Below are 12,839 nucleotides of genomic sequence, written 5' to 3'. Positions count from 1 at the left end.
CTCTTTTAAAATTTATGGTTTAACGACTAAATTTAGCTTTTTGATAACTCTTGATTAAAGAAATTTATTTCTCTCTTTTTAACAATTGAATAAATAGCAGGCAGTACAATGAGAGTTAGTAACACTGCACTCGTCATCCCACCGACCATAGGTGCTGCGATGCGACTCATGACCTCCGAACCAGTGCCTGTTCCATATAAAATAGGTAATAGACCGATGATGATTGTTGCCACGGTCATCATGACAGGGCGTACACGCAAACCAGCGCCATGTAACAAGGCATCTTGATAATCTGCGTCAGAAATCTGTTCTGCTCGCTCGGTCGCTTTTTCCTTGAGATCTGTAAGAGCTTGATTCAAGTAAACCAGCATGATGACTCCAATCTCTACGGCAACACCTGCTAGCGCAATAAAACCAACACCTACAGCGACGGAAAAGTTAAATCCTTCCAAATACATTAGCCATAAGCCACCAATCATTGCCATAGGTAATGTCACGACAATAATGGCTACTTCGCTAAACGAGCGGAAATTCAAATAGAGCAAGATCAAAATAATGGCTAGCGTTAAGGGCAAAACAAATGTCAATTTTTCTTTTGCTCTTTCCATATATTCATACTGCCCAGCCCAAGAGATTGAGTAACCTGTTGGAATTTCTAGATTTTGCTCAAGGTACTCTTTAGCATTCTCTACATATGTCCCGACATCCACGCCTTCGATATCAATAAATGACCAGCCATTAATGCGAGCGTCTTCACTTTTTATTCCCGGAGCGCCATTCTCAACACGGATATCTGCTACATCTCCCAATGCGATACGCTGATCATTCGGAGTAATAACAGGCAATCTAGCGAGTTGCTCAGGCGAATCTCTATAGTCTTGTGGATATCTTAAATTGACAGGGTAACGCTCTTGTCCCTCCACAGTTTGAGTGACATTCATGCCTCCAATAGCCGTCGATACCACCTGCTGAACATCAGCAATATTTAACCCGAATCGACTCGCCTTTTCACGAGAAATATCTATCTTGATATAACGGCCGCCAGCTACACGCTCGGAATAAACCGATGCTGTTCCCTCTACCGCTGGTAACAATTGTTCAATTTGCTGACCTATTTCTTGAATCTTATCAAGGTCAGGTCCTGCTACCTTTATTCCAACAGGAGTTTTGATACCCGTCGCTAGCATATCTATCCGGGTTTTTATTGGCATCACCCAAGCATTTGTTAAGCCGGGTAATTTAACCAATTCATCAAATTCAGCTTTTAAACTTTCAGTGGTTACTCCGTCTCGCCACTGCTCTTGTGGTTTCAATTGAATGAAAGTTTCAATCATCGTTAAAGGGGCAGGGTCAGTAGCAGTTTCAGCCCGACCGACTTTGCCAAAAACGGTCTCGACTTCAGGCACTGTGCGAAGTAACTTGTCCGTTTGTTGTAATAATTCGCGAGCTTTACCAATGGATATACCGGGGTAAGTTGTTGGCATATACATCAGGTCACCTTCATCTAAAGGCGGGATGAATTCACTGCCAATCTTATTAACAGGCCAAAAACCCACGGCGGTAACCAATAACGCAATTACAATGGTTGATTTTGGAAATTTCATAACCTGTCTTAACACAGGCATATACAGAGCGGTCAGTACGCGGTTCAATGGGTTTTTCTTTTCCGATATAATCTTTCCACGAATAAAATATCCCATAAGAACGGGAACCAGAGTTATTGCCAATCCAGCGGATGCAGCCATCGCATAGGTTTTAGTGTATGCAAGAGGGGCAAACATTCTTCCTTCTTGAGCTTCTAGAATAAAGACTGGTAAGAATGACACTGTGATAATAAGTAGACTGAAAAACAATGCTGGACCAACTTCACTTGCAGCTTTAGCAACAATTTGCCAACGGTTTTCATCCGTCAATGGCACGCCCTTTTTATTAAGAGCTTCCATGTGCTTGTGCATATTTTCAATCATTACAATTGCACCGTCCGTCATGGCTCCTATCGCTATTGCAATCCCACCTAATGACATAATATTGGCATTGATACCTTGCATGTACATGATGATAAAAGACACCAAAATTCCTAAAGGCAAGGTAATAACTGCGACAATGGAAGAACGTAGATGAAACAAAAATGCCGCACAAATTAGTGCAACCACAATTAGCTCTTCAATCAATTTGTCTGATAGATTGCTAACCGCTCGTTCAATTAACTTAGATCTGTCATAAACAGGAACAACTTCAACACCTTCAGGCAAAGAGGCTTTTAATGATTCAAGTTTTTCTTTTACACCATCAATTGTTTGCTGTGCGTTTTCTCCAAAGCGCATTACCACAACGCCACCAACAACTTCGCCTTCACCATTTAACTCCGCTATCCCTCGGCGCATCTGTGGACCCAATCCAACATCAGCTATATCGCCAATACGTAATGGCGTGCCCTGCTCATTAACGCCTAACGGTATTTTTTCGATGTCACCAACGGATTGAATATAGCCTGTGGCAGTTACCATGTACTCAGCTTCGGCCATTTCAACAACAGACGCACCTGTTTCTTGGTTACCTCTTTTCAGCGCCATTTGAACGTGAGTCAATGGTATGCCGTAGGCGCGCAACTTATCTGGATCAACTTGAACTTGGTATTGTTTAACCATGCCACCAATTGCAGCGACCTCAGAGACTCCCGGAACCGTTTGAAGCTCGTATTTTAAAAACCAGTCTTGGATACTTCGCAACTGACTAAGATCATGATTACCAGATTTATCAGTGAGCGCATATATATAAACCCAGCCCACACCTGTTGCATCAGGCCCTAGCTGTGGTTTTGCTGCATCTGGTAAACTCGAAGCAACTTGACTCAAATACTCCAACACACGACTCCTTGCCCAATAAAGGTCTGTGTCGTCGTCAAATATGATGTAGACATATGAGTCGCCAAAGAACGAATAACCTCGAACCGTTTGTGCTCCCGGTACTGAAAGCATCGCAGTAGTTAAAGGAAAAGTTACTTGATCTTGTACTACCTGAGGTGCTTGTCCCGGATAACTCGTTTTGATAATTACTTGAACATCTGACAAGTCAGGAAGCGCATCGACAGGTGTATTTTTTAACGCAAATATTCCACCAAATGCGATGATAAGCGTGGTTAATAACACAAAGAAACGGTTACCCACTGACCATCTAATTATTGATTCAATCATTACTAATCTCCCTATTTAATGGTTCGAATGATCGACAACAGCTTTCTGTTCATGATTTGTCTCATGTTCGTCGCTGTTTTTTTCATTTGCTTCAAGGGAAATTTCAGTGATAACCAATTCATCTCTCACTTCAAACGTGAAAGTGACGTTGTCACCAACATTAAAGTCAGCTATTTCTATATTTTCCGCGACGATAAAATCCATCGTCGCAGCAGGTCTATCCCACTTCTCTATTGGGCCTCGACTAATATTGAAAGTGCGATTGCCTAAGGTTATTTCATTAATTAAACCTGAGACTGTTGCAGAGGATACTTCTGGCTGACTCATGATATGAATACCAGTTACTTCATATCCACTATCTTCGGTTTTAGACACCTCGAAGTGTAAAGATTGACCTGACTTTAAAGAGTCAACATCAACATTCTCAGCCACATTAAAGTCCATTGTCATTTCCGGCCAATCCCAAGCTTCAGCCGGGCCATGTGTAATATTGACCATACGATGTCCTGTCATGACGCTGTTTACTTCACCTTGCATCCAGATAGAGTTCGGCACCTCATCATGTGTCATACGCTTAAAGTCTGATGACTTACTTGATTCCGAATCAATTAGGAATTGAGCAGACGTAACAACAACATCATCTTCATTTAAACCGCTCAGAATCTCGATACTATCTTTATCAACTCGACCAATAGTTACCTCAATTGATTTAAACTGTCCGTCACCTAAGGCGAGGACGACTCTGTCTTGCTTGCCTGTGCGTATGACCGCTTCTTTAGGAACAATAATCGCACTGTCGGCTTGATTCGCATGGATCGAAACTTGTGCGAACATATTGGGCTTTAATTGAAAATCAGGATTACTAAATTTCAAGCGAACTCTAAGTGTGCGAGTTTTACTGTTTAATGCTGGGTAAACATAGTCAACCACACCTGTCCAATCTTCTCCGGGCAAGTAGTCTAGAGTCATCGATACTGGCAACCCTTCTTTGATAAGCGCTGCATCTCGTTCAAACACTTCAGCCTCTACCCATACTTGGTCAAGTTTGCCGATACTAAGCAAAGTATCTCCCGGTTTCACATAGAAACCTTCTCGTATTTTTAACCCATCTACAACACCTGCTTGAGGCGAATAAAAGGTAATTGTTTGTTGAACTTTTTTTGTTTGCTCTAGTTCTTTAATCAAGCCTGCTGAAAGTTGTAAGGCTTTAAGACGATCTTTAGCTGCCGTAACTAACGAGCCGTTATTGCGCTTTAAGGCGATTAACAATTCTTCTTGAGCATTAACTAACTGGGGAGAATATAAGCTGTAAAGGGGTTGACCTTTTTCTACAGGGTCACCCTCAGCCTTAACGTATAGTTTTTCGATCCAGCCATCAACACGTGGGTGGATATGAATTAGTTTATCTTCGTCATATTGTACATAACCCACCGTAGAGATTTCAGTGTGCATATTTTCTAGCTCAACAGGTGCGGTACGAACACCAAGATTATTCACCACATGAGGAGCGACCCTAACAGCACCGGGGCCGAAGTCATCAGTTGATGATTCATCTTCATACACAGGAATTAAGTCCATCCCCATAGGAGATTTACCGGGCTTGTCCCGGCGGTAGTTAGAATCCATCGGGGCAACCCAATAAAGCGGCTTTTTCTCTTCAGAATTTGTTTTCGGTCCTTCAGAGTTAGGATTTAGGAATAAACCCAATGTCCCAGCACCTATTGCTGCACCAATGATGATCGCGATAATTATTTTTGTATTAGATGACATTATTTCTCTCCGAATTTACCAGTGTGTGCGGGTGCTGATTTTGAATGTGACTGTGCGAAGAAATAATTGATACGAGTTACTGTTTTCAATGCATCAACATCTATTTTTAGTGCGGAAATTCTGGCATTAAGCATTGCGATTCTAGCTCGAACAACTTCAGAAAAATCACCATCATCGTTGGTATAAGCAGTCAACGAAGCTTCTGCGTGGTCGTGGGTTTGCGTAAGCAATTGTTCTTTATATATTGACTGCCTTTCTGATAGTCTTTTCAGCTGCCTTAGCTCTTTTTCAATTTCGCTAATCATTTGTTTTGTTAACAGCAATTTCTCTGTTCTGACAGCTTCTGTTTCCGCGATTGATGCGGCAACTTGTTTATCTTGTCTATTTTCAGTGAATAACGGTAAATCAAACGTCACACCAACAGAAAACAAGTCTGCTCTATTATCTCCTGATGGCATATCATCACGATAGGCATAGCTGGCGTTTACTCCCCACTGGGGCTTATATTGTTGTTTGGCTATATCAACAGCTGTTTCAGTCACTTTTTTCTGAACATCAATTGAGCGAATCGCAGGGTGATTTTCTAATTCTAATGCCAGAGCATTTCGCGAATAATGAGCCTTCTTTAAAAATGCGGGGGTTTGCAATCGAATTTCAGGTAGAGTTTCTGAGACATTGAATGCCATTGGTTGCGCGTCAAAATCAAACGCTTTTTCATAGTTACTGTCATCATAAAGATGAAGCCATTCGTTTAGACGAGCAATTGAGGTTTCTAATTTTTGCCTCTGGACTGTCAACCTATCTTCCAATTGAACGATTTCTAGTTGTGCTCGAATGACATCTTGTTGTCTTGTTTTTCCAATCACATTTGAGTAACTGGCTTTTGCTATCTCCGCCATCTGCTCAAATAGTTCCCAATCGTTCTCGATTAACTTAATGGTTTGTTGCGCTAGAAAAGCGTCTAACCAAAGTTGGGAAACTTCACTTTTCAATTTCGCCTTACGATTTTCGCGTAACAGCGGGTATTTAGTTGATTCGATTTTTAGCTGTTGTCGTTTGAGTTCCAAACTATCTCCTCTAGGAAACATTTGAGAAACTCCAACTTTAAATTGAGTCATACCTTCCTGATCTAAGTTCCATGTATCTGTTGGTAAATTCATCATGCCCACAGACATAATAGGGTCAGGCAATGTTCCAGAAGCTATACTGTTATACTCAACAGCTTGCTGTTTCAACTTGCTGCCGTGCAGCCAAGGGTCATTTTGCTGTGCTAATGCTATCGCCTGATCAAGTGAAATGATCTTTTCTGCTTGGGCATAAAATGCAGAAAACCCGATCATTAAACTAACAGTAATCTTTAACAGACTTGGAATTCCAAATTTCATTAGAATTGCTCCTCATAGGTTTTCACCTCTGCATACACTTCGCTAGTACCATCTTTAAATAGAATCAACACGTTATAAGGCATAAAACGTTCACCTACTTCCATCCCCGGAGAGCCAACAGGCATCGCTGGGACTGACAAACCAATGGCGTTGTTGTGTTTTTCAGCTAAAAATTGTTTTATGAATTTGGCAGGCACATGCCCTTCAAACGCAAAGCCATTTCTAGTAACGGCTGTATGACAAGAGCGATAATTAGGTTTGATACCGTACTTAGTTTTTATATTGGAGATGTTGCGGTAATCTTTGGAGTGCGCAATCACCCCTTCATCTTCAATATGGGTTATCCACTTTTTGCAACATCCACAAGTCGGAGTTTTGTAGACTAATAACTCGATTAGCTTTGCTTCGACATGACTTTCATGATTATGCTCGGTAGCGTGAGTAAACGCTGGTATTAGCAGTATAGCTACCGCTAACTTAAAAAATAATTTGATCATTTTGCCCCCAGACAATGCTGGATAAAATATAGGCGCAATAGCGCTTAATTAATTAACAAGAAAAGTTATTCTGTGCGTAAATTTTGGACGCACTAACCCTGTGTTAGGCAAATATTGGTGGACGGAAAAGGGAAGTAGACATTGACTTTGGGTGTTCAGCGCCTTGGTTCACTATAGCTTCAGTAAAGCCCAAAATATCAGGTGAACCATTGTTTGAATTCAAAAATGTGACTGATGTACATGCATTTGCAGGACAAATACAGTCTACGTCGCAGCAGTCTTTTGAACTTGAAGCACTAGCCTTCATATCACCATGTTCCATACCTTCATGAGACTTCATTGAAGAGTGTTCCATAGTCATATGAGATTGATGAGAATCTGCCGACATTTCACAAGACATAGATGTATAAGCAAATGCTTGCCCAACAAAGGCAGTAAGCATGGCAACAACAACTAAGACTTTTGAAAGTGGTTTAAACATACAGTTCTCTTAAAAATACCTTATCATGATAATCTAAACTTGTGTTTGTGTAAATGATACAGAGCATTCCCTCTCAAAAAAAACTAACTGAGCACAACGGTTATCAGCAATTCAGATATGACTGTATAGACGAGGCTAGAAGTAGGCTCGATGCAAGTCGCCCAATTTAAGAAAACTGCGCTTGTAGATTAGAAAAATGGAAGCACAGCCACACCAATTGCAAGCCATCCATACGCGACAATTGAAAGCGACAGCAGTATCCAGTCGCCAAGGCTTCGATTAATTGACATCGATTTTTCTTTTTTATAGTACTGCCAAACGATGAATGCAGTGGTTAGCGCGAGAAAGAGCAAGTTCAAGAAAAACGTGTAGTCTATGTTAAAAAACTCACGATCTGTCATTGACTGAAATCCTGAAGCATCAGGCAAGTGTCCCAAGAGATCGAGTCCATAGTGCATGACGAGCGATACGCCCACAAGCGCACATAGAAATACAATCAGTATATAAATGGCCATTTTCCAGCCATAGTACTGCGCCTGAATCCGCAACACTGGAAATACCACCAGATCACTAAAGATAAACGCCATTACTCCAGCGAAACTTACCCCCTGCCCGAATAACACGGCCGCTAGCGGAATGTTGCCCATGGAGCCGATAAAAGTAAAAAAGGCCGCGACGGGGCCAACGATGGTTTGCGCAAGAATTTGCAAAAAGGAATTCGATTCTTGCCCGGCTCCGATGAAAAGTGATTGAAAAAATTCAGTGGGAACAAATACCGCAATGATACCGGCGACAGTGAATCCAATGGTTACATCTTTCCATACCATCTTCCATTCCATCGTGTAGCGGCTAGCAACTTGGTGCCATCCCGCTTTACTCACTATTTTATCTTTCCAGCTTTTTTCCTTGCTATTCGCTTGGTTATCGCCACCTTCTGCTTTTTTTGCATGCTCTCGCGACTTTTCCTCAAACTCTTTTTTACACGTCAGTTTGACCAACAGCCAAACGGCTAGGATAAGTAGAATACCACCGACATATTCTCCTACAACAAACTGCCACCCAAGAAAGATAGAAATGATTATGCCTAATTCCACCACCAAATTGGTGGACGCCAACATGAAAGCAAGCGAAGGGATTAAGCCTGCACCTTTTGCAAATAGAGCACGCGTTGTTGATAAAGCCGCGAAGGAACAGGAACTGGAAATAAAACCAAAGAAAGTGCCCAATGCGACGCTTTTGGGTCCGGTTTTTCCCATGGACTTTTGCATTCTCTCTTTGGTGACAAAAACTTGGATCATTGAGCTTATTAGGTAACCAAGCGCGAAGGCCCAAAAAGCCATCCAAAATAGGCCCAAAGTAGTGTGGGCGGCCTCTTGCCATTGCGTTAAAAACTCACTCATGTTTCCCCTCCTTTCGCACGATGTAAATCTAACCCTGATTCAGTTAAAAGCTTTATGGATTCCTGTTGATTTTTATATCCTAAACATTGGCTAAATGGCTTCGTACACTCTGTGTAGTCTTCCGAAGACTAGGCGCTTCGTTTTATCTGCTCAGTTAACAGCATTACCTGATAAAAATCTAAGTAACTAAAAAACGATTATAGTTTCTATACTATGAATTAAGTCAGTTTTGAGAGAAAGTATTGTATTCGCCAGTTACTTCTTATCAACGTTGATTTCTCTTGCTTTAGTGTAGGCCTCCCAACCTTCTTTTGCTGCATAAGGTACAATGAGCAACGCCGCCACAGGATCTGCCCACCACCAACCTAACCAATTTACCAATAGCAAACCAGCAAGAACAACGATAGTCTGGTATAAACAGATAAAGGTATCTTTGGCATCGGCAAGTAACGCTGGGCTGTCCAGCTTACGACCATATTTTCTTTTGAAATAAATAAGAATAGGGTTGATAAGCAAAGAAGTAACTAAAATGATTAACCCCATAGTGCTCCAGCTTGAAGTTTGCTGACTAAGAAGTTTTGTAATTGAATCATAAGATATAAATATACAGACCAAAGTAAATGATACTGCAATCACGTAGAGAGTAATTTTCTTCCGTCTATTTACCTGATCTTCATCAATTCCTTTAAGCTCACCGTGTAGACGCCAGCCAAGGGTGGCAGCACTTATCACCTCTATTGTGCTGTCCAATGCCCATCCTATGAGCGCTGAACTATTGGCAATTATTCCTGCTATTAAAGCGACTATTACTTCAATTGCATCATAGATGACATTTAATATTTGAAGCGTTCTCGCCTTTTTCAAATCACTTTTTCTTGTTGGTTCCATACTTTCCTGCAACGTCAAAAAATGAACGACACGACAATATTCTAGTTTCGCCGTTCTGGATAATTCGAAATAAGGGCTTTCGTCATTAATCAGAAAGCCCTTAACATTAGATCGCAGTTTTGCTGTGAACGAGTCTATAGAGTACAGGTAGTACAACCAGAGTTAACAAGGTAGAGGATATGATCCCACCAATGACCACCGTTGCCAGAGGTCGCTGCACCTCTGCGCCAGTACCTACGTTAAGCGCCATGGGCACGAAACCAAGACTCGCCACTAACGCTGTCATCAGCACTGGCCGCAAGCGAGTCATTGCACCATCAATAATCGAGTTTACCAACTCGCCAGTCTCTTCCATCCTCTGCCTGATAAAAGACAGCATTACCAGACCATTCAATACAGCAATACCAGAGAGCGCGATAAAACCAATCCCTGCCGATATTGAAAGAGGCATATCTCTGATCCAAAGAGCAAAGATGCCGCCAGTTAATGCCAAAGGGACGCCTGTGAAAATTATCAAGGCGTCTTTGACTGAGCCAAATGCAATCACAAGTAATGCAAGGATCAGGAAAAGCGTTGCGGGCACAACCAAGCTCAGTCGTTGACTTGCACTTTCCAATTGCTCAAACGTTCCACCATAACTTATCCAATAACCACTCGGCAGTGCCACATTGGCTGCGATTTGCTCTTTAGCATCATTGACAAAAGAGCCTAAATCACGATCTCTCACATTTGCTGTGACGACGATACGGCGTTTTGCGTTTTCTCGACTTATTTGACTGGGTATATTGGTATATTCAAGCTCAGCCACCTCGGCGATTGGCACATACTCACCATCATTGGTCATGATGGGTATATTTCCCAGCGCTTCTAAATCATTGCGAATCTCTTCAGGATAACGAACAACAATCTCAAAGCGTCTGTCGCCTTCAAATACCAAACCAGCTTCTTTGCCGCCAACTGATGCACTTAACCACGTTTGCAAGTCAGTTACGTCTAAGTTGTAACGCGCCAGCGCATAAGGCTTCGGGTTCACCGTGAAGATGGGGATCTCATCTACTTGTTCTACTCGTGCATCAGCAGCGCCCGGAATATCTTGTAATACGGATAAAACATCACCAGCTGAATCCCGCAGCTTATCCAGATCATCACCATATATCTTGATCCCTAAATCTGCCCTAACGCCACTAATTAATTCGTTAAAGCGCATCTGTATAGGTTGCGTAAACTCATAGTTATTGCCGGGTACATTTTGAAGATCCCTCTCCAATTGCTCGACAAATTCCGTTTTCGATAATGCAGGGTTTGGCCATTCATCAATTGGTTTTAGCATTACAAAAGTGTCAGTGACGTTGGGTGGCATAGCATCAGTAGCCACCTCAGCAGTACCCGTTTTAGCAAATACGGTGTTTACCTGTGGGTATTGCATAATGACCTGTTCAAGCCGTTTTTGCATATCGACAGCTTGTTCAATTCCTGTGCCGGGCACTCTCATTGCATGAAGGGCTATGTCACCCTCATCTAGTTGCGGCACAAATTCAGAACCTAGGCGCATCCCAAACCAAACACTGATAACTACGAGTAATGTTGCTGCACCTACTACCAACCATCGTAATTTTAATGCCCACTCCAGTACAGGGCGGTAAACTGATTTAGCCCCAGTGATTATTGGACTCGCTTTTTCACTGACTTTGCCTGACATAAACATAGCAACAGCTGCGGGCACAATGGTGATTGAAAATACCATTGCCGCTAGCAATGCCAATATTACGGTAGCCGCCATTGGGTGAAACATCTTCCCTTCGACACCTGTTAAGCTAAAGATAGGAATGTACACAATCGTGATTATCATCACGCCAAATAGACTTGGGCGTATCACCTCATTCGTTGCCTCAAATACGACTTCCAGCCGTTCTTTAAGAGGCAGTATTGCACCCGTTCGCCGCTGCGATTCACTTAATCGCCTAATACAGTTCTCGACGATAATAACCGCTCCGTCAACAATCAGTCCAAAGTCTAACGCACCTAAGCTCATTAGGTTCGCGCTAACGCCCGTTTGTACCATGCCTATTATTGTGGCAAGCATGGCAAGTGGGATGACAGCGGCGGTGATAATTGCTGCCCGTATATTGCCCAGCAATAAAAATAAGACAACAATAACGAGTAGTGCGCCTTCAACAAGGTTTTTTTGTACTGTATTGATGGCTTTATCCACGAGCGTAGTGCGATCGTATACACTTTGGATAATTACGCCCTCTGGCAGGCTTGCTTGGATTTCATCCACTTTATCAGCCACGTCTAGCGCAACAGCTCGGCTATTTTCGCCTATTAGCATCATAGCTGTGCCCAACACCGTCTCTTGACCTTCTCGTGTTGCAGCGCCCGTTCTAAGCTCCTTACCGATGGCGACCTCTGCAATGTCACTTACCGTGACGGGAGATCGGTTTGTAAGCGTTACCACCACGTTACCGATGTCCTCAACGCTCGAAAGTCTCGCTTGTGAACGTACTAGTATTTGCTGGCCGTTGCGTTCAATGTACCCAGCGCCCTGATTAGCGTTATTTCGATTTAATGCCCGCAATAAATCGTCAGTACTAACGCCGTAATTAAGCATAAGTTGAGGATTAGGCTTCACATGATACTGTTTGGTAAACCCCCCAATAGCATTAACCTCTGTTACCCCTTTCACCAAGGCCAGTTGAGGTTTCACCACCCAATCGTGTAACTCTCGAAGCGCCATTGCATCAAATTTTCTGCCATCGACAGTTACTGTGCCGGGCTTCGCGCTAAGCGTGTACATGTAAATTTCACCCAAACCTGTGGCAATCGGCCCCATCTTAGGCTCAATACCATCGGGCAATTGGCTTTTGATAATGCCTAGCCGTTCGTTTATGAGGTTTCTGGCAAAATAGAGATCCGTGCCTTCTTCAAAAACGGCCGTCACTTGTGATAAGCCATAGCGCGATAGTGAACGTGTGTAGTCCAAGTTTGGTAATCCTGCCAAAGCGTTTTCTACCAAAAAGGTGATACGTTGTTCAGTTTCAAGCGGTGAATAACCTTCTGCTTGTGTGTTGATTTGTACCTGAACGTTGGTGATATCGGGTACGGCATCAATAGGCAGCTTTTGATAACTGAATAGGCCTAATCCAATCACCAAAAAGGAAAGCATCAGAAAAATACCGCGCTTTTCGATTGCTGTACGAATAATGGAAACTAGCATCTTAAAC

The 12,839-nt window shown here is 42.5% G+C and carries 8 protein-coding genes; all 8 read right to left on the bottom strand.

Going from position 1 to position 12,839, the window contains the following annotated elements; all coding sequences use genetic code 11:
* Positions 1–32: 32 nt before the first annotated feature.
* The 8 genes from V7R42_RS07845 to V7R42_RS07810 all read right to left on the bottom strand — a co-directional run bounded on the left by V7R42_RS07845 (position 33) and on the right by V7R42_RS07810 (position 12,832).
* On the bottom strand, positions 33–3,194 hold the full coding sequence (locus tag V7R42_RS07845; protein ID WP_334019630.1) for an efflux RND transporter permease subunit: 3,162 nt from the start codon (positions 3,192–3,194) through the stop codon (positions 33–35).
* 15 nt (positions 3,195–3,209) lie between these two features.
* Positions 3,210–4,964, bottom strand: coding sequence for an efflux RND transporter periplasmic adaptor subunit (locus V7R42_RS07840; RefSeq protein WP_334019629.1), 1,755 nt, complete (start codon positions 4,962–4,964; stop codon positions 3,210–3,212).
* Complete coding sequence (locus V7R42_RS07835) at positions 4,964–6,349, bottom strand: TolC family protein (RefSeq protein ID WP_009575234.1); 1,386 nt, start codon at positions 6,347–6,349, stop codon at positions 4,964–4,966. Before V7R42_RS07835 ends, V7R42_RS07840 begins: the two co-directional genes overlap by 1 nt.
* Positions 6,349–6,846, bottom strand: coding sequence for a DUF411 domain-containing protein (locus V7R42_RS07830; RefSeq protein ID WP_024017190.1), 498 nt, complete (start codon positions 6,844–6,846; stop codon positions 6,349–6,351). The genes V7R42_RS07835 and V7R42_RS07830 overlap by 1 nt, the downstream gene beginning before the upstream one ends.
* 103 nt (positions 6,847–6,949) lie before the next feature.
* Positions 6,950–7,327, bottom strand: a complete 378-nt coding sequence (locus tag V7R42_RS07825; RefSeq protein WP_189408562.1) for a hypothetical protein — start codon at positions 7,325–7,327, stop codon at positions 6,950–6,952.
* Between the two features lie 188 nt (positions 7,328–7,515).
* Positions 7,516–8,727 carry a permease gene (locus V7R42_RS07820; RefSeq protein WP_189408560.1) on the bottom strand — a complete coding sequence of 404 codons (1,212 nt, stop codon included), beginning with the start codon at positions 8,725–8,727 and terminating at the stop codon, positions 7,516–7,518.
* A 255-nt stretch (positions 8,728–8,982) separates the two neighbouring features.
* The gene (locus tag V7R42_RS07815) at positions 8,983–9,615 is read right to left on the bottom strand and encodes a cation diffusion facilitator family transporter (RefSeq protein ID WP_334019628.1); all 633 of its coding nucleotides are present in this window, start codon (positions 9,613–9,615) and stop codon (positions 8,983–8,985) included.
* 106 nt (positions 9,616–9,721) lie between these two features.
* Positions 9,722–12,832: an efflux RND transporter permease subunit gene (locus V7R42_RS07810; protein WP_269348917.1), complete on the bottom strand. Its 3,111-nt coding sequence runs from the start codon at positions 12,830–12,832 to the stop codon at positions 9,722–9,724.
* Between the last annotated feature and the right edge of the window lie 7 nt (positions 12,833–12,839).

This window comes from Alteromonas sp. S015, assembly GCF_036864485.1.
GTDB lineage: Bacteria > Pseudomonadota > Gammaproteobacteria > Enterobacterales > Alteromonadaceae > Alteromonas.
This window is presented reverse-complemented; position numbering and strand designations above follow the sequence as displayed.